General features: G+C 58.0%; 27 protein-coding genes. 21 read left to right on the top strand and 6 right to left on the bottom strand.

The features are described 5' to 3' along the window. Positions 1 to 4 precede the first annotated feature (4 nt). The 7 genes from GGR91_RS01320 (at position 5) to GGR91_RS01290 (ending at position 6,492) form a co-directional block, all read left to right on the top strand. Complete coding sequence (locus GGR91_RS01320) at positions 5 to 2,689, top strand: bifunctional [glutamine synthetase] adenylyltransferase/[glutamine synthetase]-adenylyl-L-tyrosine phosphorylase (RefSeq protein WP_183939315.1); 2,685 nt, start codon at positions 5 to 7, stop codon at positions 2,687 to 2,689. Between the two features lie 13 nt (positions 2,690 to 2,702). After that, a complete protein-coding gene (locus GGR91_RS01315) occupies positions 2,703 to 3,164 on the top strand; it encodes a peroxiredoxin (protein ID WP_183939313.1) in 462 nt (153 codons plus the stop codon). A 521-nt stretch (positions 3,165 to 3,685) separates the two neighbouring features. After that, positions 3,686 to 4,417 (top strand): M23 family metallopeptidase, encoded by a 732-nt coding sequence (locus tag GGR91_RS01310; RefSeq protein ID WP_183939311.1) that lies wholly within the window; start codon positions 3,686 to 3,688, stop codon positions 4,415 to 4,417. A gap of 109 nt (positions 4,418 to 4,526) precedes the next feature. Further along, positions 4,527 to 4,862 (top strand): HesB/IscA family protein, encoded by a 336-nt coding sequence (locus GGR91_RS01305; RefSeq protein ID WP_183939309.1) that lies wholly within the window; start codon positions 4,527 to 4,529, stop codon positions 4,860 to 4,862. A gap of 32 nt (positions 4,863 to 4,894) precedes the next feature. Further along, a complete protein-coding gene (xth, locus tag GGR91_RS01300; protein WP_183939307.1) occupies positions 4,895 to 5,668 on the top strand; it encodes an exodeoxyribonuclease III in 774 nt (257 codons plus the stop codon). A 63-nt stretch (positions 5,669 to 5,731) separates the two neighbouring features. Further along, positions 5,732 to 6,145 carry a hypothetical protein gene (locus tag GGR91_RS01295; RefSeq protein ID WP_183939305.1) on the top strand — a complete coding sequence of 138 codons (414 nt, stop codon included), beginning with the start codon at positions 5,732 to 5,734 and terminating at the stop codon, positions 6,143 to 6,145. Next, positions 6,142 to 6,492 (top strand): hypothetical protein, encoded by a 351-nt coding sequence (locus GGR91_RS01290; protein ID WP_183939303.1) that lies wholly within the window; start codon positions 6,142 to 6,144, stop codon positions 6,490 to 6,492. The genes GGR91_RS01295 and GGR91_RS01290 overlap by 4 nt, the downstream gene beginning before the upstream one ends. Here the strand turns inward: GGR91_RS01290 and GGR91_RS01285 are convergent. Beyond that, positions 6,489 to 7,013: a TetR/AcrR family transcriptional regulator gene (locus tag GGR91_RS01285; RefSeq protein WP_183939301.1), complete on the bottom strand. Its 525-nt coding sequence runs from the start codon at positions 7,011 to 7,013 to the stop codon at positions 6,489 to 6,491. The genes GGR91_RS01290 and GGR91_RS01285 overlap by 4 nt on opposite strands. Before the next feature lie 100 nt (positions 7,014 to 7,113). Here GGR91_RS01285 and guaA point away from each other — a divergent pair, with 100 nt between their 5' ends. The 8 genes from guaA to GGR91_RS01245 all read left to right on the top strand — a co-directional run bounded on the left by guaA (position 7,114) and on the right by GGR91_RS01245 (position 14,685). After that, complete coding sequence (gene guaA / locus GGR91_RS01280; protein WP_183939299.1) at positions 7,114 to 8,688, top strand: glutamine-hydrolyzing GMP synthase; 1,575 nt, start codon at positions 7,114 to 7,116, stop codon at positions 8,686 to 8,688. Between the two features lie 13 nt (positions 8,689 to 8,701). Continuing rightward, positions 8,702 to 8,974, top strand: coding sequence for a GNAT family N-acetyltransferase (locus GGR91_RS01275; protein ID WP_183939297.1), 273 nt, complete (start codon positions 8,702 to 8,704; stop codon positions 8,972 to 8,974). A gap of 4 nt (positions 8,975 to 8,978) precedes the next feature. Then, positions 8,979 to 9,188, top strand: coding sequence for a DUF2805 domain-containing protein (locus GGR91_RS01270; RefSeq protein WP_183939295.1), 210 nt, complete (start codon positions 8,979 to 8,981; stop codon positions 9,186 to 9,188). A gap of 200 nt (positions 9,189 to 9,388) precedes the next feature. Beyond that, positions 9,389 to 10,903 (top strand): choline-sulfatase, encoded by a 1,515-nt coding sequence (gene betC, locus GGR91_RS01265; protein ID WP_183939293.1) that lies wholly within the window; start codon positions 9,389 to 9,391, stop codon positions 10,901 to 10,903. Then, positions 10,903 to 12,084, top strand: coding sequence for an MFS transporter (locus tag GGR91_RS01260; RefSeq protein ID WP_183939291.1), 1,182 nt, complete (start codon positions 10,903 to 10,905; stop codon positions 12,082 to 12,084). Before betC ends, GGR91_RS01260 begins: the two co-directional genes overlap by 1 nt. Before the next feature lie 306 nt (positions 12,085 to 12,390). Continuing rightward, complete coding sequence (locus GGR91_RS01255) at positions 12,391 to 13,206, top strand: sterol desaturase family protein (protein WP_183939289.1); 816 nt, start codon at positions 12,391 to 12,393, stop codon at positions 13,204 to 13,206. A 44-nt stretch (positions 13,207 to 13,250) separates the two neighbouring features. Continuing rightward, positions 13,251 to 13,607 carry an arsenate reductase gene (locus GGR91_RS01250; RefSeq protein ID WP_183939287.1) on the top strand — a complete coding sequence of 119 codons (357 nt, stop codon included), beginning with the start codon at positions 13,251 to 13,253 and terminating at the stop codon, positions 13,605 to 13,607. A 25-nt stretch (positions 13,608 to 13,632) separates the two neighbouring features. Then, the gene (locus GGR91_RS01245) at positions 13,633 to 14,685 is read left to right on the top strand and encodes a glycerophosphodiester phosphodiesterase (protein WP_407698398.1); all 1,053 of its coding nucleotides are present in this window, start codon (positions 13,633 to 13,635) and stop codon (positions 14,683 to 14,685) included. 30 nt (positions 14,686 to 14,715) lie between these two features. Here the strand turns inward: GGR91_RS01245 and GGR91_RS01240 are convergent, their stop codons facing one another. Both GGR91_RS01240 and GGR91_RS01235 read right to left on the bottom strand, forming a co-directional pair. Then, complete coding sequence (locus GGR91_RS01240; protein WP_407698382.1) at positions 14,716 to 14,946, bottom strand: helix-turn-helix transcriptional regulator; 231 nt, start codon at positions 14,944 to 14,946, stop codon at positions 14,716 to 14,718. Beyond that, a complete protein-coding gene (locus GGR91_RS01235) occupies positions 14,936 to 15,358 on the bottom strand; it encodes a hypothetical protein (protein WP_183939283.1) in 423 nt (140 codons plus the stop codon). The genes GGR91_RS01240 and GGR91_RS01235 overlap by 11 nt, the downstream gene beginning before the upstream one ends. Positions 15,359 to 15,483: 125 nt before the next feature. Here GGR91_RS01235 and panB point away from each other — a divergent pair, with 125 nt between their 5' ends. The 5 genes from panB (at position 15,484) to GGR91_RS01210 (ending at position 20,497) form a co-directional block, all read left to right on the top strand. After that, positions 15,484 to 16,350 carry a 3-methyl-2-oxobutanoate hydroxymethyltransferase gene (panB, locus tag GGR91_RS01230; protein ID WP_183939281.1) on the top strand — a complete coding sequence of 289 codons (867 nt, stop codon included), beginning with the start codon at positions 15,484 to 15,486 and terminating at the stop codon, positions 16,348 to 16,350. A gap of 77 nt (positions 16,351 to 16,427) precedes the next feature. Beyond that, positions 16,428 to 17,192: a tetratricopeptide repeat protein gene (locus tag GGR91_RS01225; RefSeq protein ID WP_246337001.1), complete on the top strand. Its 765-nt coding sequence runs from the start codon at positions 16,428 to 16,430 to the stop codon at positions 17,190 to 17,192. Then, positions 17,189 to 18,538, top strand: coding sequence for an outer membrane protein assembly factor BamB family protein (locus tag GGR91_RS01220; RefSeq protein ID WP_183939277.1), 1,350 nt, complete (start codon positions 17,189 to 17,191; stop codon positions 18,536 to 18,538). The genes GGR91_RS01225 and GGR91_RS01220 overlap by 4 nt, the downstream gene beginning before the upstream one ends. A gap of 23 nt (positions 18,539 to 18,561) precedes the next feature. Continuing rightward, positions 18,562 to 19,959, top strand: a complete 1,398-nt coding sequence (gene der, locus GGR91_RS01215; protein WP_183939275.1) for a ribosome biogenesis GTPase Der — start codon at positions 18,562 to 18,564, stop codon at positions 19,957 to 19,959. Between the two features lie 106 nt (positions 19,960 to 20,065). Beyond that, complete coding sequence (locus GGR91_RS01210; RefSeq protein ID WP_246337000.1) at positions 20,066 to 20,497, top strand: Hpt domain-containing protein; 432 nt, start codon at positions 20,066 to 20,068, stop codon at positions 20,495 to 20,497. A 10-nt stretch (positions 20,498 to 20,507) separates the two neighbouring features. Here GGR91_RS01210 and GGR91_RS01205 read toward each other — a convergent pair whose 3' ends face one another. Further along, on the bottom strand, positions 20,508 to 21,737 hold the full coding sequence (locus GGR91_RS01205) for a DUF418 domain-containing protein (RefSeq protein WP_183939273.1): 1,230 nt from the start codon (positions 21,735 to 21,737) through the stop codon (positions 20,508 to 20,510). Between the two features lie 125 nt (positions 21,738 to 21,862). Here GGR91_RS01205 and GGR91_RS01200 point away from each other — a divergent pair, with 125 nt between their 5' ends. Next, positions 21,863 to 22,639 (top strand): Coq4 family protein, encoded by a 777-nt coding sequence (locus tag GGR91_RS01200; RefSeq protein WP_183939271.1) that lies wholly within the window; start codon positions 21,863 to 21,865, stop codon positions 22,637 to 22,639. A 38-nt stretch (positions 22,640 to 22,677) separates the two neighbouring features. Here GGR91_RS01200 and purL read toward each other — a convergent pair whose 3' ends face one another. Next, positions 22,678 to 24,876 (bottom strand): phosphoribosylformylglycinamidine synthase subunit PurL, encoded by a 2,199-nt coding sequence (gene purL / locus GGR91_RS01195; RefSeq protein WP_183939269.1) that lies wholly within the window; start codon positions 24,874 to 24,876, stop codon positions 22,678 to 22,680. Positions 24,877 to 25,600: 724 nt separating this feature from the next. Then, on the bottom strand, positions 25,601 to 26,395 hold the full coding sequence (locus GGR91_RS01190) for an SDR family NAD(P)-dependent oxidoreductase (RefSeq protein ID WP_183939267.1): 795 nt from the start codon (positions 26,393 to 26,395) through the stop codon (positions 25,601 to 25,603). Positions 26,396 to 26,399 lie beyond the last annotated feature (4 nt).

Here is a 26,399-nt window from a genome sequence, read left to right as displayed (position 1 = left end):
AGCTATGACGCGCGTCGCACAAGCCATCGCACGCGCACAGGCCAACAGTCCGTTTCTTGCCGGACTGATGGACCGCAACCCCGAATTGATGGCGATGGTCGCGGCGGGCGAATTTGACGCGGCGCTGGCGCAATCCCTTGCCCGAACGGCGGACAATGTCGGCACCGCCTTGCGCCAACAGCGTCAGGGGGTCGCGCTGGTCACCGCGATTGCGGACCTCGCCGGCGTTTGGGACCTCAGCCGCGTCACAGGCATACTTTCCGACTTTGCCGACCATGCGCTCGACCAAGCCATATCTGCCGCCATTGAAGAACGCGTGCCCGGCGCGCCCAACCAAGGCTTTGCCGTCATTGCGCTGGGCAAACATGGCGGACGCGAGTTGAATTATTCGTCGGACATTGACCCGATTTTCCTGTTCGATCCAAAGACCCTGCCCCACCGCGAACGCGACGATGTGGCAGAGGCTGCCGTGCGCTATGGCCGCCGCGTCATCGAACTCTTGTCCGCATTGGATGGCGACGGATATGTCTTTCGCGTCGACATGCGGCTGCGGCCATCGCCGGAGGTCAGCCCGATCGCCCTGCCCGTTGAAGCGGCCATTGGCTATTATGAATCAAGCGCGCTGGCGTGGGAGCAAGCGGCCTTCATCCGGTCGCGGGTCTGCGCAGGCGACCGCGCGCTGGGCGCATATTTCCTGAACGCTATTCAGCCCTTCATCTGGCGCAAGTCGCTCGATTTCGGGCAGTTGAAGAACATCACCGCCATGACCGCGCAAATCCGTGACCATTATGCCAAAGGTCAGAAAATGGGCCTTGGGTTCGACCTGAAACGTGGTCATGGCGGGATCCGCGAATGTGAATTTTTCGCGCAGGCGCATCAGCTGATCCATGGCGGACGCGATCCGGTGCTGCGCGTGCCCGACACCCGTGAGGCGCTGACGCGGTTGGCGGCGGCTGGCCCGATTAGCCCGCAAGAGGCGGAGACATTATCATCGGCCTATGAACAGTTGCGGACATTTGAACATCGTCTGCAAATGCACAGTGACCGGCAAACGCACGAGATACCGCAGAACCGCGAAACCGCCGATGCCGTCGCGCGCTTGCATGGGCTGGCGGACGCCGACGCGTTACTCGACGCGATCCGCCCAGTCACGGAACACGTCGCGGCGATTTATGACCGGATGGTGGACGCAGGCGGCAGCGAAGGGCCGCGCATGGCCGATGAAGGCCTGCCGCTTGAAGAACAATTGACCGATTTGGGCTATACTGACCCCGCCGCAATCATGCAGCGCATGGCCCGGTGGCGCAGCGGCAAGATTCGCGCGATCCGCAGCGCATCGGCGCGTGACGCATTTGAAGCCGTCTTGCCCGCGATCATGAAAGCATTGGCGCTGGCCCCCGATTCGGACCGTGCCATCGCGCGGTTCGAAAATATGATCGAGGCGATACCCAGTGCCATCAACGTCTTCCGCTTGCTGGAGGCGCGGCCCGGGCTGTTGCATTTGGTCGCCAACATATTGAGCTATGCGCCGACGCTGGCCGACGATCTTGGCCGGCAGAGCCGCTATCTGGACGCGTTGATTGACACGAGCGCGATGCAATTGCCCGGCGATATGGCGGCGCTGCACGACGCGATGGCGCGCCGGATTGGCGATGCCGATTATCAATCCATGCTCGACATTGTCCGCGATTATGTCGGCGAAAAACGCTTTGCGCTGGGCGTGCAGTTGATTGAGGGCCGCAGCGACGCAAGCGACATCGCGCGCAGCTACGCCCATTTGGCAGAGGCCGCGTTGCAGACGCTGACCGCCGCGACGGTCGCCGAATTTGAAAAAGCGCATGGCCGCATTGACGGCGGCGAGCTGGTCATTTTGGCATTGGGCCGATTGGGCGGAGAGGCATTGACGCATGCGTCGGACCTTGACCTGATCTTATTGTTCACCGGCAGCAATCTCGCCGAATCCAATGGGCCGCGTGCCTTGGGTGCGACGCAATATTTCAACCGGCTGGCGCAGCGCGTGATTGCCGCAATGTCGGTGCCCACCGCATCGGGCGCTTTATATGAGGTCGACACACGGCTTCGGCCATCGGGCGCCGATGGATTGCTCTGCGCGTCGGTGAAAAGCTTTGACCAATATCAGCACGAAAATGCGTGGACGTGGGAGCATATGGCGTTGACGCGGGCGCGCGTGCTGTTTGGCTCGGCCGATGCCCGTGCGCAGGTGGATATTATTGTCGCGGATGTGCTGCATGGCCAACGCGACCCCGAAAAACTGCGCTTTGATATCGCCAGCATGCGCAAGGATATGGCGGCGCATAAACCGCCAAAGGGCGATCTGGATGTGAAGCTTTTGCCCGGCGGCTTGGTGGACATGGAGTTCATCATCCACCGGCTTCAGTTGGAAACACATGACGGGCTGGTGCCGCAGCTTGACCCCGCAATTGATGCGCTGGTGACAGCCAGACATCTGCCTGCAGACTTTGCCACGGCTTATGCATTGTTCGCGCGGCTGTTGGTCATGGTACGCCTCGTCGCGCCCGATTGCGTCACCCCGCCATTGGCCGCGCAGGCGTTGATTGCAGACAGCCTTGGCTTTGCCGATTGGGATGGCCTGATGGCTGCGATTAGGGATTATCGCGGGGTTGTCATGCACGAATGGCAACGGCTATTTGGCCAACGCGATTTTTGAAAAGGAACCCAACATGACCGATATCAACGACACCCTGCCCGACGTCAATGTGGCGGATAGCGCTGGCAATGCGGTCAATCTGGCGGCGCTCAAAGGCCCGCTGGTGCTCTATTTCTACCCCAAGGCGGACACGCCGGGTTGCACGAACGAAGCCAAGGATTTCACCGCATTGTCGGCGGATTTCGCCGCGATCAATTGCCCCGTCTATGGCATGTCCAAGGACAAGCCCGCCAAGCTTGCGAAATTTGCGGCGAAATATGACCTCAATGTCACTTTGCTGTCCGACGAAGCCAGCGATGCCACCGAGCAAATGGGCGCGTGGGTCGAAAAATCGATGTACGGCAAAAGCTATATGGGCATTGACCGGTCAACCTATCTGGTCGGCAAAGACGGCAAGGTTGCGCACGTGTGGCGCAAGGTAAAGGTCAAGGACCACGCCGCAGAGGTTTTGGCCGCGGCCAAAGCGCTCGGCTAAACCGCGCGAGTCATTCTTTAAAACCGAAGCCCTGAGCCTGTCGAAGGGCGGTTACCGTTCTCGCGCCTCCCGCCCTTGCCGCCCTTCGACGGTCGCAGACGCTGCGCGTCTGCTGCTCAGGGCTGCGGTGCGTTGAGCCGCGCAGCTTGCGACCAACGGACGAATCGAAACGGCAACCGATTCGGTGACCGTTCGGACGTTTTATCGCTCCAATAATAACGAAATTTTGCGGGTCTTGGCGGGAACAAACGGGTGTATGACGGGTTGGTCCGAGCGCCGAATAGCACCTCCGCCAGTTTGGAAATTGTCGGGAAACCGCCACTTTGGTGCGCCGTTTAACCGTCCATTTAACGACTCAACGCGTTTGAGCGGCGGTTTGTCCCGCGATTATTACAGGGATGTTGCATTCGTTTGAACCATCGGACACCACCCTGTTCACAAGGGGTGGGCAGATCAACTGTCACGGTCAAACTTCGGAACTGCGTAAAAGCGCGGGTCGCATCATAAGGTAAAGACACATTATGGTATCCAGCGCTTTGGCACATTGCCAATCACTGATCCTTAAAGCTGTATCTGCTTTGGTAATGGTCGCCGCTTTCACAGCAGCAACACCATCATTCGCCAACTCAGCCGCCGCCTCATCAGACACATTCCGCATTTCCCCAGAAGATTTGAAGGCGAACCAGAGCGCGCTTGGCGTGTCGGACCCTGAATTTCGCGCGTTGAATGACAGCTGGGGCCGCATCAATGGCACCCCTGCCAAGGTTGAAGTTGCTGTTCCATCGATCAACCCAGTTGAAATCATGAAATTCTCCAGCGGCTATGGTTATCGCAACGCACCGACGCGTGGCGCCAGCCGCAATCACCAAGGTATCGATATTCCCGGCGCCATTGGCACGCCCATTTACGCAACAGCAGATGGCATCATTGGCCGCGCTGAATGGGTTGGCGGTTACGGCAAATTCGTAGAAATCAACCATGGCAGCGCTGTACAGACACGCTACGGCCATTTGTCGGCGATGAATGTTGCACCAGGCCAGCGCATCCGCAAGGGCGACATTCTGGGCTATATGGGCTCAACTGGCCGTTCCACCGGAAGCCACCTGCATTATGAAGTCCGCATTGCCGGTGAAGCGATCAACCCAACCGCATTCCTGTCGCCAGTGAAATTTGACGCAAACAGCGCAAAGATCTTGCTCGCTGCAAAAACTGTTGATAGCACTGCCATCGGCGGCCCTGCTGAAGGCGAGTAAGCAGACAGGCCAAACATATCACCTTTGGGAGAGGGTGTAATCTTGGGGGCTGGCGCGGGATACTGCGCCGCCCCTTTTCTTTAACTGCTGCATGGCCTACATATCCGATATGAGCGAAACCGAAGTCATCTCCATGACCGCCAATGCCGCGCGCCGCGTGGCCGAAATCGCAACCAAGCTTGGAAAAGATCCTGTGCTGCGGTTGTCGGTTGAAGGTGGCGGCTGTTCGGGCTTTCAATATCGTTTCGGCCTCGCCGACAGCGTTGAGGCAGATGACATCACCGCGCACAGCGAAGGCGCGTCTTTGGTTGTCGATCCCGTCAGCCTTGATCTGGTGCGTGGCTCTGCGGTGGATTTCGTCGAATCGCTTGGCGGCAAGAGCTTCAAGGTGACCAATCCGCAAGCGCAGGCCGGTTGTGGCTGCGGCTCCAGCTTTTCGGTTTGATGCAATAGCCATGCGCGGCTAGGGTCGCGGGCATGCGTATCGCGACTTACAACATCAACGGCGTCAAAGCGCGCCTTCCCCGCCTGCTCGAGTGGCTGGAAGAAACCCAACCCGACATTGCCTGTCTGCAAGAGGTCAAGTCGCAGGACGAGGGCTTTCCCGTCGAAGAATTTGAACGCGCGGGCTATGGCGCGATCTGGCACGGGCAAAAATCGTTCAACGGCGTTGCCATCCTCGCCAAGGGCACGCAGCCTGTCGAAGCACAGCGCACCTTGCCCGGCGACCCCGAAGACGAACATGCCCGTTATCTGGAGGCCGATGTTTTCGGCATGCGCGTTGCCACTATCTATCTGCCCAATGGCAATCCCCAACCCGGACCGAAATTTGACTATAAGCTTGCGTGGATGAAACGCTTGTACGACCGCGCCGCCGAATTGTTGGCGGCGGAAATCCCCGCCGTGCTGGCGGGCGACTATAATGTCATTCCGCACACGCATGATATCTGGGCGCCAGCCGCGATGTTGGACGATGCCTTGCGCCAACCCGAAAGCATTGCCGCCTATCGCGCTTTATTGGGCCAAGGCTGGACTGACGCGCTGGCGACGCATTATCCGCAAGGCGGCATTTGGACATTTTGGGATTTTCAGGCCGGTGCATGGCAACGCGACCATGGCTTTCGCATCGACCATCTGTTGCTGAGCCCCGTTGTTGCCGACCGCTTGTCATCCTGCGGCGTGGACAAGGAATATCGCGGCCGTGAAAAAGCCAGCGATCACGCGCCGACTTGGGTCGAACTGACCGACTAAAATAGATATTGTAGCAGTCGCTACATTTTGTTAGGCTTATCCAATCGATGGAAGGATGTGTCTATGTCCAGCGTGCAGATAAACCGTATTGGCCTCACATATGGGCAGACTTTTCTGCTCATTGGGCTAGGAGCTGCGCTCTGGTTTTGCGCCGCCATCATCCTGAGCGTCATTGCGCCGATGGGCGCCCTCGAAGGCAGTATGCGTGCGGTGACCTATGCCCTTGTTATCCCGGGTACCGTGCCATTTATCTTCCTTGTGCGTAAACTCGCAAAGCTTCGGCCGGATCAGTTGTTCACCGGCATTGGCATTGCAACCACAACAGCTTTAATCACAGACGGCATCGTCATCGCCTATTTTCCGTCCGTGTACGGCAGCACATTGCCACACATAACCAATTGCGCCGCCATCATCTTGTGGGGCGCTGGTGTCGGCATGTTGTTGGCATCAATCTTCAACCGTGGAGCAGAAAAATGAACGCCTTTCGCCTTTTCCTCGTTGCCGTCATTGCCATTGTCGGCGCCTATACCAGCGTTACCATCGCCAATCATGGCATGGGGCTTTTCCCAATATTTTTCGGTGACATTGCGGACATGGCATGGCCCGGGCAGTTCAATCTCGACTTTTTATGCTTTCTGATCTTTTCCGGATTCTGGGTCGCATGGCGTCACGAATTTTCGGTGGCCGGGCTCGTTCTCGGATTTGCGGCCTTTAACCTTGGCGCGCCATTTTTGGCCACCTATCTGCTCGTGCAAAGCTATCGCACCAAGGGTGACGTTGCTGCCATGTTGCTCGGACCAACGCGGGCAGAACGCGCGCGCTAAAGCGCCTTGGCGTTTATATCGTCAAGGCCGACGCTTTTCAGGAACAGCATCCCTTCGATGCTGACCAGAAGCCGCGCGGCATCAATGTCGCGCTGCGCTTCGCTGTCGGACTGCAGCTGCGCCTTGCCCCATTCCAGAAATCCGCGACCAATTTGTTCCCCCACCGCGCGGTAAAACGGGTCGCCCATCGCCGCGCGTGCCGCGACATCAAGCCAGATCCGCATATAGGGCCACAATGCGTCTTCAAAGACAATGCCCGCCAATTTGCGGCGCAGCGCATCCACGGGCAGCGGCTCGGCGGCGGTGTGCGCACTGATCATCTCCACCAGCTGCGCGGAAATCTGTTCCAACACCGCGGTGATAATCTCGGATTTGTCCTTGAAATAATAAAGCAGCATCCGGTCGCTGGTGCCCGCGGCCTTGGCCAACGGACGCAGGCTCGACGCCGAAAGCCCTTGCGCAAGGACGTAGGCGGTCAATCGCTCGATGATATCGGCGCGTTTGGTGTCGGGTTTTATCACGCCGACGCTATAGCGCACCGAAACAGGTCAGGGCAAAGGGCAAAGTCCAAAGTCACCGCGGTAACTGGACAGCGGCGGCGGCAATCACTATCGGCTGACCATGCCTGAATCCAAAACACACGCCCACCCTTCCGATTCCATCCTGATCATCGATTTCGGGTCACAAGTGACTCAATTGATTGCGCGCCGCGTGCGCGAGGCCGGGGTCTATTCGGAAATCGCGCCATTCAATTCCGCCGAAGCCGCATTTGCACGTATGAAGCCAAAGGGCATCATCTTGTCGGGCGGCCCCGCATCGACGACCAAAGCCGATTCGCCGCGCGCACCGCAATGTGTTTTCGATAGCGGCCTGCCTATCCTTGGCATCTGCTATGGCCAACAAACCATGATGATGCAGCTGGGCGGCCATGTCAGCGAAGGCGACGGCGGCGAATTTGGCCGTGCCTTTATTGAGGTCGAAAAACCCTGCGCTTTGTTTGACGGATTGTGGGCGACCGGCGACAAGCATCAGGTGTGGATGAGCCATGGCGACAAGGTCACCAGCCTTGCCCCCGGCTTTGAAGTCGTCGCCACCAGCGACGGCGCGCCTTTTGCCTTTATCGCCGATGAAGCACGGCAATATTATGGCATCCAATTCCACCCCGAAGTCGTGCACACCCCCGATGGCGCGAAATTAATCTCCAACTTCGTGCATAAAATCTGCGGCCTTGCGGGCGATTGGACGATGGCGGAATTCCGCGCGACCAAGATTGCCGAAATCCGTGCGCAAGTAGGGTCAGGCCGCGTCATTTGCGGCCTTTCGGGCGGCGTCGACAGCTCGGTTGCGGCCATCCTCATTCACGAAGCGATTGGCGCGCAGCTTACCTGCGTCTTTGTCGACCACGGCCTGCTGCGTATGAATGAACGCGAACAGGTCGAAACCTTGTTCCGCGACCATTATAATATCCCGCTCGTCGTGGTGGACGCCGAAGAACGCTTCATGGCTGGCCTCGCGGGCGTCACCGACCCCGAAAAGAAACGCAAATTCATCGGCGGCGAATTCATCAACGTGTTTGAAGAAGAAGCCAAGAAAATCGGCGGCGCTGATTTCTTGGCACAAGGCACGCTTTACCCCGACGTGATCGAAAGCGTCAGCTTCACCGGCGGGCCTTCGGTCACGATCAAAAGCCACCATAATGTCGGCGGCCTGCCCGCACGGATGAACATGCAATTGGTCGAACCCTTGCGCGAACTGTTCAAGGATGAAGTACGCGCCTTGGGCCGCGAACTGGGCCTGAATGACCAATTTGTCGGCCGCCACCCCTTCCCCGGCCCCGGCCTTGCCATCCGCATTCCGGGCGAAGTGACCAAGGAACGGTGCGACGTGTTGCGCAAGGCGGACGCAGTCTATCTCGAAGAAATCCGTAACGCAGGGCTATATGACGCGATTTGGCAGGCCTTTGCCGTGCTGCTGCCCGTCCGCACCGTCGGCGTGATGGGCGATGGCCGCACCTATGACAATGTCTGCGCCTTGCGCGCGGTGACGTCGACCGACGGCATGACCGCCGACATCTACCCCTTCGACAGCGCCTTCCTCAGCCGCGTGTCGACGCGCATCATCAACGAAGTCAAAGGCATCAACCGCGTGGTTTATGATTATACATCAAAGCCACCGGGAACCATTGAGTGGGAATAAGGCTTACACAGCCATGACCATCGCCTACGACCCCGAACGCAACCGGTTCAACATGCCGACGGACGCGGGCGATGCCTATGTCACCATCCGCTGGGACGGAGATGTCATGATATTGCCGCACGCCGAAGTGCCATCCGCCTTGCGCGGGACGGGCGCGGGGGCGCGGCTCGCCACGGGCGTGTTCGAACAAATCGAAGCCATGGGCATCAAAGCGCGGCCGACCTGTCCGTTTTTGGTAAAGGTCGCAAAGTCGGACCCGCGTTGGCAGGATCTGTTTGGGCTCTGAACGCATGGCGGCAGAATTATCACCCGCGCAGCTCAGCGAAATCGTCGAAATGGCGCTGTCCGACCATATCAGTTTCACACAGATTTCGGCGCAGCATGGCGTTACGCCGGACCAGATAAAAGCAATCATGCGCACGCAGCTGAAACCCGGCAGCTATCGCGCATGGCGCAAACGCGTGCGCGATTTCGGCGACCGGCGCGAACATTATAAGTAATTCTCGGGCAGTCCGCGCCACCGAAAATAGGTCATTCCCGGCCACCAGTATTTTTCCGAAATGTGCCATGCGAATTGGATGTTACCCGAAATGGTTGCAAAACTGGCGTACAGGATTAGCGGCGCTTATGATCGCTATTGGTTCAGCTTTTTCTGAAGGATTGCTTGGACAGTGCGAAATCGGCTCGATAGCCTCAATCCATGACCCAACCGCCAAACATCCTCATTCTTATGGCCGATCAGATGGCCGCGCCTTTCCTTCCTTTTTATGGCCCTTCACCGGTCAAGGCCCCAACCTTGTCGCGCTTGGCCGAGGAAGGCGTGCTGTTCCGCTCCGCCTATAGCAACAGCCCACTTTGCGCGCCGGCACGCTTTACCCTGCAATCCGGTGTGCTGCCGTCGCGGATCGGCGCTTTTGACAATGCCAGTGAATTTCCCGCCTCAACCCCGACCATGGCCCATTACCTGCGGCTTGGCGGGTATCGCACGATCTTGACCGGCAAAATGCATTTCGCCGGGCCTGACCAGATGCATGGCTATGAAGAACGGCTGACGACCGACATTTATCCCGCAGACTTCGGCTGGACACCGGATTGGACCGATTTTCCCACACGGCCGACCTGGTACCACTCGCTCGATTCCGTTTTGGGGGCCGGACCGACGATCCGCACCAATCAGATCGATTTTGACGAGGAAGTGGTCTTTACAGCCCGTCGCAAGCTTTACGACATCGCGCGCGACAAGGACGAGCGGCCCTTCTTCATGACGGTGTCTCTAACCCACCCACATGATCCTTATGCGATCCATGAAGACTATTGGAACCGGTACGAAGGTGTGGACATACCGCTGCCGACCGTCAGGCGCACGGACGTTGAGCAGGATCCGCATTCGGAACGCCTGCGTCACGTCTGCGACCTTGATGCGTCTGAAGTGACCGACGAAATGATCATTACGGCGCGTCGTGCCTATTTTGGATCGATTAGCTTTGTCGACGACCAGTTCGCAGCGATCCTCGAGACTCTTCGAGAAACGGGCATGGCGGACAACACTGTCGTCATCGTCTGTGGCGATCATGGCGACATGCTGGGGGAGCGCGGCCTTTGGTACAAAATGCACTATTTCGAAGGTGCAGCGCGCATCCCGTTGATCATTCACGCGCCCGGGCGCTATCGTGCCGCCGCAGTCGACGCCAGTGTCTCGCTGGTCGACTTGGCACCGACATTGCTCGACATCGCCGGGCTGGATGTCGATCCAGCATTGTCGTTCGATGGGCGCAGTTTGGTGCCGCACCTCAACGGGACGGGCGGGCATGACGAGGTGATCGGTGAATATATGGGCGAGGGCACAATCGCCCCGCTCGTGATGATCCGCCGCGGACCTTGGAAGTTCATTCATTCGCGCGTCGACCCTGATTTGCTTTTCAATCTGGCGGAAGACCCGCAAGAATTGACCAACCGTGCGGGCGACCCGGAATTGGCGCAGATGATCGCCGAGCTGAGGGCGGAGGTTGCCCAGCGGTGGGATTTCGACGCCATCACCAAGGCCGTCATCGAGAGCCAGCGCTCTCGCCGTGTGGTGGGTGCGGCCAATGCGGTCGGCAAGGCCACGGCTTGGGATTACCAACCGCCGCGCAACGCGGGTGAGGAATATGTGCGCGCGCATATGGACCTCGAGGAACTCGAGGCCATGGCCCGATTCCCGCGGGTCAGGGGCTGATGACTAAGCGCGCGCTGGGGGAACGCCCCTTTGCCTTCACGTTCATCGGCATAGGCGCGGCGTCGACCGCAGCGCATCTCGGAAACAATTTCACGACCTATCTGGTCGGCGGCCTCATCGATCGGTTCAGCTTCTCGCCCTTTGCGATGGGCGCTTGGAACATGGCCGAAACGCTGAGCTATGCCGCGGCGATGTTCATCATCGCGCCACGCGCGCGGCGGCTTGATCCGCGACTGCTGGCGCTGGTGGCAAGTCTGCTGGTGATCCTCTCTCAGGCAGGGTCCGCGCTGACCGGCAGTTTCGGCCTTCTTCTTATCGGACGGATCGGCACCGGGCTCGGCTTTGGCATCCTCAATTCCGCGGTCAATCTTGCGGCAGGGCGAACAAGCCATCCCGCGCGCTGGATTTCGCTCGGCATTGCGTTCCAGACGGTTCTCTTTGCAGCGATTGCGCTTGGCCTGCCGCAGGTTGGCGCACGTTACGGGGTGGAGGGCATGTTTCTTGCCCTCGCGGCGATCTCTGCTGGCCTTGGGATGATGTCTTTGCTGCTTCCTGGCGGGACGGATCTTTCAAACGGTGATACCCGCGAACCCAAATCACCGATAGGCGCGGATGGCCTGCGCGTTCTCACCGCCATGGCATTGTTCGCATTTGGTACTCTGGCACTCTGGCCCTTCATTGAACGCACCGCCCACGCGATCGGCATTCCGGCGACCGAATTTGGTCGCTATCAGTCGCTTGCCACCCTGGCGAGCGCACTTGGCAATGCGGGGCTTGCCGCGATCAGCACACGGCTGACACGCGCCCGGCCGTTGGCCTTGGTTTTGGGCGCGTGCGGGGTGACCTGTGCCCTGTTGACCACCGTGGGCACGCCAATGGCCTTCGCTGCGGCCTTCATGGGCTATTATGTCAGTTGGTTCCTGACCTATCCCATGTTGCTGGGTCTCGCTTATGATTGCGACGAAAGCGGACGTTTGGCCGTGATGACCACCGGAACCTGGCTTCTCGCCCAGTCGATGGGGTCACTGGCTGCAGGCGCAATCGCGCAGCGTTTTGGCGGCTATGCCGCAATCGGCCCACTGGGGGCGCTGACCTGCATAGCCGCCATCGCGGTGGTATGGCCTCTCGCCCGCCGCTTCGACGCGGCCAAGGCCTCAACTGCGCGCGGTGCGCAACATTGAAGGCAGTCCGTCTCGGCGGCAAACCAGATCCTCGCAGATTAATCACGCATGGCGCAAACGCGCGCGCGATTTCGGCGACCGGCGGGAGCATCATAAGTAATTCTCAGGCAGTGCGGACATCACGACCGCTAGCTTCTCGTCTTGCGGCGACCAAATTGATCTGCACCCTTGTGGGTGGTCCAAAACCTATGTTAGCTCGTATGATGCCTTTTTGTTCGTCATTCGCATCGCTGTTGTTATTGCCTTCGGCGTCCGTGCATGGGTACTGGGCCTAGACCGTAATCATTCCAAGAAAGCACGACTAAGATGCCAACTTCAACCTACGCCATTCTGGCCATTTATATAGGCTTTGGCCTGCTTGAATTATTTCGCACCCGCCTTTTTTCGAAAAATGAGCAAACCCGCGACGACGGCATTGTCGAAATTGTCAGCACAATTTTGTTGTTGGTTTTCACCCAGCCCGCCATTTTGATATTTGTCGACTATGCGCTCGGCGCGGTGCGTCCCGAATGGCGTGGGATGTTGTCGGGTATCAATATATTCCTGGCGATCGGGTTGTTCCTGATCCTGGATGACATGATGCAATATTGGCAGCACCGCGCATCGCATAGCTTCGCGTGGCTCTACAATATGCACCGTGCGCACCACAACGCCCGCTATATGAGCATCCGGTTGGTCTACCGGAACAACATTTTTTATTATGCGCTGATGCCAAGCATCTGGTTCTCGGCCGTGTTGGTCTACATGGGCTTGGGCTGGGTGTATGCTGGCTATGTTGTGGTCAAACAACTTGTGATCATCGGGGCGCATAGCGATGTGGCCTGGGATGCGAAGCTGCTCAAAATCAAATGGCTTTCGCCCATCATGTGGGTGGTTGAACGCACGATATCAACGCCTGCTACCCACCATGCCCATCATGGGCGTCATTACAGCGACCCTGCCGTGAACTATAAAGGCAATTTCGGAAATCTGCTGTTCTTTTGGGACATCCTGTTCGGCACCGCGAAAATCACCCGCACCTATCCGCAAAGCTATGGGGTGGAAAATCTGCCAGACGCGACTTTGGGCCAACAATTGGCGTGGCCATTGTTTCCCGAGGCGAAAGCCCCACAGAAAAACTAAAGGGCGCGTCACCAGCCCAACGAAGGCGCACCAGAAAGAAAACCATGTCACACATCACCCTCTACGGCATTCCCAATTGCGACACCGTCAAAAAGGCGCGGAATTATCTTGATGCGCGCGGCGTTAGCTTTGTCTTTCATGATTATAAAAAGGCAGGCGTGACCGAAGCACATCTGGCGCGCTGGGCTGGCCAAGTTGGCTGGGAAAAGCTGCTGAACAAGGCGGGCACGACGTTCAAGAAATTGCCCGATGCCGACAAGGCCGACATTGATGAGGCCAAAGCCATTGCCTTGATGGTCGCCAACCCGTCGATGATCAAACGGCCCGTCGTCGAAGGCGGCACGGCTTTGCTGGTGGGTTTCAAGGAATCCGAATGGGAAGCGGTCTTGTCGCCGAAATGAAATGCTGCGCGGCCATGACGGCGGCATGGAAAACCTGCGCGCCCTCTTGATCGCCTTATTCTTATTGCCCGCCTGCACGACACCGGAGAGTCACGCCATGGAAAAACCCTTAAACGGCCAAGCCATCATCATCGCCCACCGCGGCGCATCGGGTGAGCGGCCCGAACATACCATCGCGAGCTACACGCTCGCGATTGAACAGGGCGCGGATTATATCGAACCCGATCTGGTGCTGACGAAAGACGGCGTGCTGGTCGCGCGGCATGAGAATGAGATTTCGGAAACCACCAATATTGCCGAGAAACGCGAATTTGCCGACCGCAAGACAAGCAAGACCATCGATGGTGAGAAAATGACCGGATGGTTCACCGAAGATTTCACGCTGGACGAACTCAAGACCCTACGTGCCAAGGAACGCCTACCGCAATTGCGCAAGGACAATATGGCGTTTGACCGGCAGTTTGAAATCCCGACCTTTGAAGAGATACTGACGCTCGCCAAGGCGCACAATGTCGGTGTCTATCCCGAAACCAAGCACCCAAGCTATTTCGCGTCGATTGGCTTGCCGCATGAGGCGCCGTTGCTGGCGCTGCTGACCCGTTTTGGCCATGTCACAAAAGACGCGCCGATTTTCATCCAATCGTTCGAGGTCGAAAATCTAAAAGCATTGCGGCCCAAGACGAAATTGCGGCTGATCCAGCTGATGGATGACACCGGCAGCCCCGCCGACCGCAGCGATTTAACCTATTCGCAAATGGCGACTGCCGAGGGCCTGAAAATTGTCGCGACCTATGCCGATGGCGTTGGCCCGAACAAGGCGATGGTCATCCCGCGCACGATGATCGGCAATCTGGGCACGCCCACGACGCTTGTGGCAGATGCGCATAAGGTCGGCCTTGCCGTCCACCCATGGACATTCCGCCGCGAAAATTACTTCCTGCCGCTGGCGCAAAAATCCGGCATCGACCCGCGCGGCATTGGCGACGTAGAGGCCGAGATGAAGGCGTTTTTGGCCACCGGCATTGACGGCATTTTCAGCGATAATGTTGCAGAGGCCGTTTCGGCACGGGGCCAGTAACGATCAGGCCAATAACGAAGGCCAGCCGCGTCAGTCCTGCTGCCACTGGAAAACCGCCTCCAGCGGCTTTCCAAAGACATGCGCGATGCGAAACGCGACCTCAAGCGAGGGTGAATATTTGCCCTGCTCAATGGCGGCGATGGTCTGGCGCGTGACGCCCACCTTGTCGCCCAAATCGCCCTGCGTCATTTCGCCAGCGAGGAAGCGCAGCGTCCTGATGTCGTTGGTGAAGGGTGTTTGCGCCATCGGGTCAGTAGCCACGGCGAAGGCCATAAATTTCGACAATCAGGCGTGTCAGTTCGGCCAAAATGAACGTGAAGGTAATCATATGAACAATGATGACAATGCTCCAGCCCATCCACGCCGCGCCGATTGTTAAAACAACGCCAGTACAGAGCATATGGTAGGAGATTGAAATACCGCGGCTTTCGATGCGATGTTCGCGCTCGTCAGGAATCATGCTTCCACGCCCTCGGTTGGCGACCGCAACCACAACGACCGCAACAATCATGACGATCAGGCCAACGAAGAGCGCGTTCACCAACCCGCCTATCGACAGCGATGTGTCGCCGTTCCCTGCGGCTAAAGCGAGACCCGCAGATCCGAAATACCACAAATACGGCGCGGTGCCCGATATCAAAGTGGCCCACAAAATCTTCTCACGAAACGACATATCCGCACTCCATGTTAGGTGATTCGCACTTAATGTTAGTTATTTTTAACATAGAGTCAAATATAACATACACACCGCCCGTTCTTCCTTTCGTGCGGTGCGTTTAGCGGCTAAGTCCTCGGCCCATGTCTACAAATTCAAAAACGCTCACGTTCGACACATCAACCAGCCGTGCGAACCCGACGCCGTCGCCGATGAAGCGGCTGACCGTGCCGCGCATCCGTCAGCAAAAGGGCAAGGAACCGCTCGTCATGCTGACCGCGTACACCGTGCGCATGGCGCAATTGATGGATCCGCATTGCGACATGCTGCTCGTCGGCGACTCGCTGGGTCAGGTGATTTACGGCCTGCCGCACACGGTGGCGGTGACGATGGAAATGATGGCCGCGCATGGCGCAGCGGTCGTACGCGGCAGCTATCACGCCGCCGTCATCGTCGACATGCCCTTTGGGTCTTACGAAGCCTCGGCCGAGCAGGCATTTGTGAACGCATCGCGGCTGTTGAAGGAAACCGGCGCGGCTGCGGTCAAATTGGAAGGCGGCAAGGTTTTGGCCCCTACGGTCGAATTCCTGACGTCACGCGGCATTCCGGTGATGGCGCATGTCGGCCTGACCCCGCAAGCCGTGAACATCCTTGGCGGCTATGGCGTGCGCGGCAAGAGCCCCGAAGAAGCCAAATCGATTGTCGAAGACGCCATCGCCATGTCCGATGCCGGTGCCTTTGCGATGGTGATCGAAGGCGTGCTGGAACCTATCGCCATTGAAATTACGCAGAAAGTTGCCTGCCCGACAATTGGCATTGGTGCGTCCGCGCAATGTGACGGGCAAGTGTTGGTCGCCGAAGACATGCTGGGCCTGTTCGACCGCGTGCCAAAGTTCGTCAAAAAATTCGGCAATATGGGCGTCAGCGTTGAAGATGCTGTGCGCGAATATGCCGCGGGCGTGCGTGACCGCAGCTTCCCCGGACCCGAACAGCTGTATCAACCTGCGTAAAGCAGGCTGGCCTATCCGGCCAAGTCGGGCTAAGGACGGCTCCAACTGATCAAGACTATTTACAATCGGAGGCCCTCTTGGCTTTGACACCGACAGAACAGCGCCCTGAAAAAGACCGGAGCGGAAGCGACGAAGCGTTTTTGCGCGAAGTGGATGATGCCGTCCGCGCAAGCGATCTGACCCATTTCTGGACACGTTACGGACGCTGGTTATTGGCCGCAATTGCCGCGGGCTTGCTCGCCTTTGGCGGCTGGATTGTCTATCACAATCAAAAGCAGGCGGCGGCTGATTTGCAAAGCGAACTGTTCGTGGACGCGATGGACAAATTGCGCGCCGGTCAGGAAAAAGAAGCCCGCGCGCAGCTGGCAACACTCGCCAAGGCGGACCAGCCCGGATATCGCGCGATGGCGCAGCTGGTCGAAGCCAATTTGCTCGGCGAAGACGGCGAGACTAAGAAAGCCGTCGCATTATATGCAAAGGTCGCGGCAGACAGCAGCCTGCCGCAGACATTCCGCGATCTCGCGCTCATTCGCCAAGTCAGCGCTGAATTTGATTCGATCCCGCCGCAACAGGTTATTGACCGGTTGAAGCCACTTGCGACCCCCGGCAATGCATGGTTCGGCAGCGCGGGTGAACTGACGGCATTGGCCTATCTGAAGATGGGTAAGGACAATTTGGCTGGCCCGATTTTTGCCCAAATTGCCAAGCAGGAGGACCTGCCGGAGTCGCTGCGCAGCCGTTCGCAACAAATGGCTGGCGCGCTTGGCGTAGATACTGTTCAGGTTGACGCAAAGCGCAATGCGGCATCGAAGGCGGATGAAACCGCCTCCAAGGGAGAGTGAAATTGAAGACTGTCACTAAGCTTTTATTGGTCCTCGCTGCATCCACGACCCTTGGCGGCTGTGCCGTTTTGGACGGCGTGCGCGGCGATGCCGGAAAGAAAAACAACACCCCGACCGTCGGCAGTCGCGTCGCCATATTGGGCACCGAGCGCGATACCGACATTGACGCCGCGCTGGCCAGTGTTGCGGTGACCTTGCCACCAGCAACCATCAACGAAGCATGGGCGCAGCCCGGCGGCAACGCATCAAAATCACCTGGCCATGTTGAACTGGGTCAAGGTCTGTCCCGCATTTGGACCGCACGCGTCGCTGGCGCCAACCCGCGTGCGCGCCTCGCCGCGAGCCCGGTGATGAGCGACGGCCGGTTATATGTTGTCGACACCACGGCGCGGGTCACAGCCTTTGACGCCAATAGCGGCGCGCAAATCTGGACCAATGCGCTTGAAGTCAAAGATGACGGCAAGTCATCACGCTATGGCGGCGGCGTAAGCGCAACCGCCACCAACGTATTTGCGACCAACGGCGTTGGCGATGTTGCTTCGCTCGCCGCCGATACCGGCGCGCTTGTATGGAAAAAGCGTCCTGCAGGGCCGCTGCGCGGTGCGCCGACACTGTCCAATGGCAATTTATATGTCATGACCCAGGACAATCAGATTTACGCTTTGCGTCAAAGCGACGGTGAACCCCAATGGAACGAAGCTGGCCCGGTGGCCGCATCGGGTATCTTTGGCGTTGGCGCACCTGCGGCGGCGCAAGGCACGGTCATCGCTGGCTATTCCAGCGGCGAGCTTGCGGCCTATCGTTATGAAAATGGCCGCAGCCTGTGGAGCGACACATTGTCGCGCACGGCGATGTCGACATCGGTATCGACATTGACCGATATTGACGCCGACCCTGTCATTGACCGTGGCCGCGTCTTTGCGCTTGGCAAGGGCGGCCGCATGGCGTCCTATGAACTGGTCAGCGGCCAGCGCATTTGGGAAATCAACATTGCCGGCATTTCGACACCTGTTGCGGTTGGCGAATGGGTATTCGTCATGACGGATGAGGCAAAGCTTCTGTGCGTTGCGCGGTCGACCGGCAAGGTCCGGTGGATTTCAAAGCTTCAGCGTTTCAAAAATGAAAAGAAGAAAAAGGGCCCGATCAGCTGGTATGGTCCAATCCTCGCCGGTGGGCGTCTGATCGTTGCCAATTCGCATGGAGCTGTCTGGTCGATTTCCCCCGACGAAGGCGCCGCCACCGAAGTATTCGATGTAAAGAGTGACGTGTCGCTCGCCCCGATCGTGGCGAACAACACATTGTATATCTTGGACGACTCCGGCCGCATTTCCGCGTTCCGGGGTTAAGTCTTTAAAGGAGTAATGCCGGCATGTTGCCGACGGTAGCCATTATCGGTCGGCCCAATGTCGGCAAGTCAACTTTGTTCAACCGTCTGGTTGGCAAGAAGCTGGCGCTTGTCGACGATACACCCGGCGTCACGCGCGACCGGCGTGAGGGCCAAGGTCGCTTGTTCGATCTTGAATTCACCATTGTCGATACCGCAGGCTATGAGGATGAAGATCCCGATACCCTGCCCGGCCGGATGCGCATGCAAACCGAGGCCGCAATTGCAGGCGCGCAGGTTGCATTGTTCCTGATCGATGGCCGTGTTGGCGTCACCCCGCTCGATGAAGAAATCGCCCGTTGGCTGCGCAGCAGTGCAACCCCGGTTGTTCTTGCCGTGAACAAGGCCGAAGGCAAGCAGGGCGATAACGGCATATTGGAAAGCTACGCGCTTGGCTTTGGCGACCCGATTGCGATCAGCGGTGAACATGGCGAGGGCATGGCCGACCTGTTCCAATCGCTGTTGCCGCATATTGACGGCGGTGCATTTGAAGTGCCCGACCCCGAAGCCCCTGACGCGATATTGAAACTGGCCATTGTTGGCCGCCCGAACGCAGGCAAATCAACGCTCATTAACAAGATTTTGGGCGAGAACCGCTTGATTACCGGCCCTGAGGCCGGGATTACCCGCGACAGTATTTCGGTGGACTGGATCTGGAACGACCCAAGCCCGAAAGAGCGCGAGCCCGATGAAGAAGGTAATATCCCCCCGATGCTAACCGAACGGCGCGTGCGCCTGATCGATACGGCGGGGATGCGCAAGCGCGCCAAAGTGCAGGACAAGCTTGAAAAGCTGTCGGTGGCCGACGCCCGCCACGCCATCGACTTTGCGGAAGTCGTCGTGCTGCTTTTGGACGCGACCAAAGGGTTGGAAGTCCAAGATCTGAAAATTGCCGACCATGTCATTCAAGAAGGCCGCGCGCTGATTATCGCGATCAACAAATGGGACGTTGCGGTCGACGGTAGCGGCCTGTTCAAGGGCATTCGTGCCGCGCTGGAAGAAGGCCTGTCGCAGTTGAAGGGCGTTCCGATGATCGCCGTGTCTGCGCTGACCGGCAAGGGGCTGGACCAGATGATTTCTGCCGCGTTTGACGCGCGCGAGGCGTGGAACAAGCGCGTGCCCACCGGCATACTCAACCGCTGGTTCGAAGCCGCGATTTCTGCAAACCCGCCACCTGCCCCCGGCGGCAAGCGGATCAAATTGCGTTATATGACGCAGGCGCGCAACCGCCCGCCGACGTTTGTCATTTTCGGCAACCGGACCGACGAATTGCCCGCCAGCTATGCGCGCTATTTGCTCAACGGTATTCGCCGCGATTTGGATTTCGGTGCCGTACCCGTGCGCATCAATTTCCGTTCATCAAAGAACCCGTTCGCGGATTAAGCACGCACGCAGCCCGGTCTGCCGGGCGGGCCACGTCAACGCTCTGTTTACCTCTGTCGGTGTACTATCGTGCTGGACCGTATTTCCGCGTCCCGGGAGCGAATAGTTGACGAACGAAACGGATGGACTGATTGACTGGGCAGCCTTTGGCGAAACCCGCACCCTATTGGGTACAGGCTTCATGCGCGTTTTGGGCTATTTCCGTGAAGACGGCACGAAATCCGTGGCCGCAATCGAAGAAGCCATCCGCCTGAAAGATTCGGCGAAGCTGGTGATCCCTGCGCACACGTTAAAAGGCGAGGCGTGGCAATTTGGCGGGCATCGTTTGGCATTGTTGGCCGAAGAAATTGAAGTCGCCGCGCGGCATTATGTGGAAATCCGGATCGACCCGTCTGAACTTGTTGAAAAGGTCGTTCGCCTGCGTCCGTTGTTCGAAGCGACATTGTTGGCGCTGGAATCCGAAACCAGTCCCTTGGTCGAGCGCCGTCCGGTGGCGGCGGTCCAACGCAATGTCCTTGGCGGCATGCGTTACGGCTGAAGCCTTCGGTTCAGCGGCGCATCGGCTGCATCTGCCCGCGGGCCAGACTGCGCCACAGCCACTCCAACGGGCCGTAACGATAGTGTTGCAGCCATGGTTGCGACCATGAGAGCATGACCCCCCACATCATCAGCACATATGCCCACAGCCCAAGACGACTGATTTCGCCGAACAGGCCAAAGCCATAGCCATAGAAAAGGGTCGTCATGATGATGCTGGTACCAAGATAATTGGTAAAAGCCGCGCGTCCGGCGGCGGCGACACGCGACATCAGCGGACTGCCGCCAAAACGCGCGGTGAGTAAAATCAGCACCGCCGCATATCCGATGGTCAGCATGAGACGCGGTATCGCCCCCCAAAAGAAGAAAATCGCGAGCGCCGTAATCGCGTCATATTGGCTGACGATCATCCACAGCGCGAGCAGGCCAGTCGCGATCAGCCCCGCCGGCACCAACCGCCATGCCCAGCGGCGGTAATCCGCGGGCGACCAAAGGCCCAAAATAAACCCGCTTTTGTTCATCGCCATGCCGACCATCATCAGCGGCAGCGTTTCGGCAATCGACATGACGGTCAAACCAAACAAAGCTGGCCAATCGGTCAGCTTGTCCGCGACAGTCTGTGCATATGGCCCGCGGTGCAGATCGACCTGCGCCGGGATATCAAAGTTGAACCCAGGGCTCGCCTTCACGTCATTATACTGCCGCACCAAATCCGCCGACGCGTCGGGCTGGGTCGCCATATATTGCAGGATTTGCAGTCCGCCAAATTGCAGCCCCCAAAAGACAAGCCCCAGGCCGAAGATAATCAACGCCCATTTGACCAAGCGCGCGGGCGCCCAGTCGCGGAACTGAAAGGCGACCATCCCGGCCATGGCGTACAGGAACAATATGTCACCGTACCAAATGAAGAAATAGTGCACGAGGCCGAAGACAGCGAGCCACGCCATGCGGCGATAGTGCACATGCGCCGCGCTTTCGCCGTTGGACGACGCACGCTCCGTTATCAAAATCAGGCTCGCGCCGAACAAAAGCGAGAACAGCCCGCGCATTTTGCCATCGATGAACACAAAGGAAAACAGCCACGCCATCCGATCGGCAAAGGTTTCACCGCCATAGGCCGCAGGGGTAATGTAAGCCCATTCGGGCATCGCAAAGCCGATGATGTTCATCGCCAATATGCCCATCACCGCAAAGCCGCGCATGGCGTCCAGCGTGATGTATCTGCTTTCCGATGTCTGCATAACGTCCCCTGTGTTATTCGATTAATACAGAAGTCCGCGAAACCCGTCCAGCGCGTTAAGCTTTTGTTATTGACACGAATGTAGGTAGTAAATATCCCTATCGCATTATTAGCTTTGGATTCGCCATGACCGAACTGTATTTTTCCCATCCTGATCGCCCACCTGCGAAGATTCAGCCGCTGAAAGCGTGGCGTCATTTTCGCAAGCTGATTGCCAACAAAGAAGACACCGAGCAGGTGTTTCACATCATCGCGGCGCTCAGCGGCCGCAAGTTCGGCGAAATGGCGCGGAAGTTTTGGGAAACACCCAAGGGTAAGGCATTGCTTGAAAGCAATGAACGCCTCATCGACATGCTCGATGACCATGACAGCATCAAGAAGCTGCCAGCGGGTACCGTTGGCCGTGCCTATGTCGAATTCATGGAGCGCGAAGGCTTGAGCGCGGCGGGGCTTGAGGCGGAATACGCCCAATTCCAGTCATCCTATCCCGTTTTTGGCGATGTGGTTGAACGTTATGGCGACCGCTTGCGCGATACCCATGACATGCTGCACATCCTCACCGGATATGGCCGTGACGCGCTGGGTGAACAATGCGTGCTTGGCTTTACCTATGCGCAAAATCACAATCTGGGCGTTGGCTTCATTGCTTATGCCGGCGGACTGGAACTGAAATATCGCGTCGCAAAATCCGCGCCGATTATGAAAGCCGTCCACGAAGGCTATCGCATCGGCAAAGCAGCGAAGAACATCGTTCAGGAAGATATCGCAGCCTTGTTACGCGAGCCTTTGGCCGACGCACGCAAGCGTTTGGGCATCGCAGAGCCAGTGACCTATAAAGCCGCGCATGCCGCGATGCGTTCCGGCGGTATTGATCCGTATAATCTGCTGGCGCCTGCCGTTTAACGCCTGCTTCGACAGAAGCCGAAGGATAGCGGGAAGCCTTAGCTTTCCATCCAGTTTTTGAAGAAGCTGTCATGGGCATTGCGCAATGTTGCAATGGGCACGTCAAAGCCCGGCCCTGCGACTGACGTTCCGCCAACCGTCCCAATCCGCGTCATAGGAATGCCTGCGGCCTGTATTTGGTCGGCAGCGGCGCTGGTCACAACATAGCGCGCCTGATCTTCACCAAATGCGGTGAAGGCGTCGCCGATTTCTTCGAGCGCACATCCCTTGCCGCTGGCCAACGCCATTTCGGTCAAGGCCACCAACAATCCACCGTCGGCAACGTCATGCACCGCATTGACCTTGCCATCTTGAATGAGCTGGCGGACAAATTCTGCGTGCGCGCGTTCTTGGCCGAGGTCGACCGATGGCGCGGCGCCGTCTTCACGGCCATGCAGTTCGCGCAGCCATAATGACTGGCCCAGATGCCCATTATTGTGGCCAATGACGAAAATGCCGTCGCCGTCGGTTTTAAACCCAATCGTCGCCATCTTGCCGACGTCTTCAAGCACACCCACGCCGCCAATGGCTGGGGTCGGCAAAATCGCGCTGCCGCCGCCGGTGGCCTTACTTTCATTGTAGAGCGACACATTGCCCGACACGATTGGGTAATCGAGCGCGCGGCACGCATCGCCCATCCCTTCGAGGCAGCCGACAATCTGCGCCATGATTTCTGGCCGCTGCGGGTTGGCGAAGTTCAGGCAGTTGGTGATCGCAAGCGGCGTTGCGCCGACCGCGCTGATGTTGCGATAGGTTTCGGCAACCGCTTGCTTGCCGCCTTCATACGGGTCAGCATAGCAATAACGCGGGGTGCAATCGGTGCTCATCGCGAGCGCGCGGTTGGTGCCGTGGATACGCACGACGGCTGCATCACCGCCCGAAAGCTGCGCCGTGTCGCCGCCGACCTGACTATCATATTGCTGCCAAATCCACGCACGCGAAGCGATATCGGGGCTTGCCATCAGCGTGAGCAAATCCGCGCCTAGGTCTTTGCTGGCGGGAACATCACCAAGCGGTTTGACATTGGCCCAAGCCGTATATTCTTCCTTCGACGCCGCGGGGCGGTCATACAAAGGTGCGTCTTCGGCCAATGGTCCAAGCGGAATGTCGCAGACGACCTCGCCCTTCCACGTCAGCACCATATGGCCCGTGTCGGTGACTTCGCCGATGACCGCGAAATCCAGTTCCCATTTGTCGAAAATGGCCTTCGCAAATTCCTCACGACCGGGCTTGAGCACCATGAGCATGCGCTCCTGGCTTTCCGACAGCATCATTTCATAGGGGGTCATGCCCTCTTCGCGGCATGGCACCTTGTCCATGTCGAGGATGATGCCCGCCTTGCCATTGGTCGCCATTTCGACGCTTGAGCTGGTCAGGCCAGCCGCGCCCATATCCTGAATCGCGACAATCGCATCCGACGCCATGAGTTCAAGGCATGCCTCAATCAGCAGCTTTTCGGTGAATGGATCGCCGACCTGAACCGTCGGGCGCTTTTCTTCAATGTCTGCGCCAAAATCCGCCGATGCCATGGTCGCGCCATGAATACCGTCGCGGCCTGTCTTGGACCCAACATAGACAATCGGGTTACCAACGCCGGTTGCCGCCGAATAGAAAATCTTGTCCTGATCCGCGACGCCAACGGTCATTGCGTTGACAAGGATATTGCCATCATAAGCCGGATGAAAATTGGTTTCGCCGCCCACGGTGGGAACGCCAACGCAATTGCCATAGCCGCCAATGCCCGCAACCACGCCCTGCACAAGATGCTTCATCTTGGGATGGTCGGGACGTCCGAAGCGCAGGGCGTTCATATTCGCCACAGGGCGCGCGCCCATTGTGAACACGTCGCGCAAGATACCGCCAACGCCGGTCGCTGCACCCTGATAGGGTTCGATATACGATGGGTGGTTGTGCGATTCCATTTTGAAGATCGCAGCAAGCTTGCTGCCGTTCGGGCCTTCGCCAATGTCGATAACGCCGGCATTCTCGCCGGGGCCGCAAATGACCCAAGGCGCCTCGGTCGGCAGTTTCTTCAAATGGATGCGTGAGGATTTGTAGGAACAATGTTCCGACCACATCACCGAAAATATGCCGAGTTCAACCATGTTGGGCACACGGCCCATGGCGTGCAAAATGCGCGCATATTCTTCTTCATTGAGACCATGGTCGGCGACGATTTGGGGCGTGATTTCAGACATGAAACGGCCTTAGCGATGCGGCGATTTTTGTGCCACATAAAATAAATGGGCGCTGGTATTGCTACCAGCGCCCACTGCGTCTGATTTTGGAAGTCCTTGGCCACCAGGGCCATTCTTTCCGCTTTCTGACGTCCGGTTCCCCAATCTGACCCGAAAGTCATTTCAGTTCACCTTGGTACCTTGGGTATCCTATCTGGCGTTGCTTTTCTTGCGATCAGCCGCACATGATATTCGTTTTCTTCGTACCCACCGCCTCTGCCACATTCCCGGTCTTGCGACCGATTGCCTGCTGATTTGGTGATCCTGCATCCACTCCGGTCCGCTCTGCTTTCCCGTTTCCGGTTCCACTTTGCGTCTCAGCCTGTCTGCCTGATGACTTGAAGGTCTCATGCTTTTCGAGTCGCACAAAGCTGTAAACGCGGAGTTATCCACAGGCGGGCCACTTCGCGGTGGACAATATGGAGAACAACTTTTTGGGCAAAACAGAAACGGCCTCCACGCTGTGCATGGAGGCCGTAATATTGTCCGGGGGCGAGGGAGAGAGGAGGAGGGTGCCGCCCGGTCAATCTGTGTTTCGGCAATCGCTTGCCGTTGACGCCCAAATAGGGGCCGAGTGTTTATGCTGCAATTGCGAAAAGAATAGGGTGAGTTGCACGTTTTGCAACTCACCCTATTTTGCGCAGAAATGCGTCAAATGCATTCGTATTTACGGGCAAAAAAGCCGTTAAGGCGCAATTCCATTACCGGGAAGCGATGCGTTGACGATGCCACCGTCGCACGCAATTGTCTCCCCAACGATATAATCGCCAGCGCGCGCCGCCAAGAAAATCGCGAGTCCCGCCATATCTTCGGGTGTTCCGATGCGCGGGAACGGGATATTTTTGCCGACCGCATCGGCATGGTCACGCGCCGCTTTGTTCATGTCCGACTGGAACGCACCGGGCGCAATACCCGACACGAGGATGTTGTCCTTGACCAGCTCGGCGGCCAAACGGCGGGTCAGGTGAATGACCGCAGCCTTTGATGCCTGATAGCTGTAGGTTTGCCATGGGTTGATGCGCAGGCCGTCAATCGACGCGATGTTGATGACCTTGCCGGGCCGATCAAATGTCGCGGCCGCTTTCAACTGCGGATGCAAAGCTTGCGTCAGGAAGAACAAGGATTTGACGTTCAGGTCCATCACGCGGTCCCAGCCGGCTTCGGGGAATTGACCAAAGTCGGCACCCCATGCCGCACCTGCATTGTTCACCAAAATGTCGACCTTTTCCTCACGCTCGGCAATTTGTGCAGCCAGCGAAAGGCAACCGTCAACGGTCGACAGATCGCAAGGCAGGCCAATGACCTGATTGCCAAACTCGGCAACGGTTTCTTCAATTTGGTCGACCTTGCGCGCGCTTATGTACACGCGTGCCGCGCCTGCTTTCAAATAGCCCTCGACAATCATCTTGCCGATTCCGCGCGATCCGCCGGTGACCAGGGCAACGCGGCCATTGAGGTTGAATAAAGTTTGAATGTCCATTTTC

This window comes from Sphingorhabdus rigui (genome assembly GCF_014196595.1).
GTDB lineage: Bacteria > Pseudomonadota > Alphaproteobacteria > Sphingomonadales > Sphingomonadaceae > Sphingorhabdus_B > Sphingorhabdus_B rigui.
The sequence above is the reverse complement of the archived record's forward strand: the minus strand, read 5'-3'. Positions and strand labels throughout refer to the sequence as shown.